The sequence below is a fragment of the Companilactobacillus versmoldensis DSM 14857 = KCTC 3814 genome, from assembly GCF_001434295.1.
Taxonomy (GTDB): domain Bacteria; phylum Bacillota; class Bacilli; order Lactobacillales; family Lactobacillaceae; genus Companilactobacillus; species Companilactobacillus versmoldensis.
Genome location: NZ_AZFA01000058.1, coordinates 1 through 542, shown reverse-complemented (window position 1 = coordinate 542; position 542 = coordinate 1). Strand labels below are relative to the sequence as shown.

Annotated in this window: 1 protein-coding gene; it reads right to left on the bottom strand. The window is 35.4% G+C overall.

Annotated features, from left to right (window positions below; genetic code table 11):
* On the bottom strand, positions 1–376 hold a 376-nt coding region (locus FC27_RS11515; protein WP_156402520.1), incomplete at its 3' end, for a tyrosine-type recombinase/integrase.
* Positions 377–542: the final 166 nt, after the last annotated feature.

Here is a 542-nt window from a genome sequence, read left to right as displayed (position 1 = left end):
CTTTATAAAACTGTTTCTCGGTGATATGGCGATCATGATGGGCTGTCGAGGGGAATAACCACTCAGAATTGATATTTTCTTGGACCAGCCAATCATGATATTGCAACAAGTCTTGCTGAACAGGCTTTAAATATAACGTGTTTGCTTTACCGGTCTTTTTATCATGAATAAAGGCTGTATTTTTGACAGAGCCGTCTGGATTATAGACATCTGATTTTTTTAATGTCATGACATCACTCACACGTAGTAGCGTGGCCTTACCAACTTGAAAAACGGTGTAATTTCGGCGACCAGCACGGAAACTATCGAGAAGTGTATCTTGTACCATCTTTAAGACGTTGGAGTCTTTGATGGGGAGGACAATTTGTTGCACCATGATTCATATATACCTTTCTGAAATTAAATAATTAATTAAATTGTTTATTTATTGATGACCAGGACCGTATTTCTAAACTTCTTTTATGGTTTATTATATCACTTAACAAAAAAACAGCACCCATTATCTAATCACTATATAATGAGGGTTATTTTAACAACGTTTT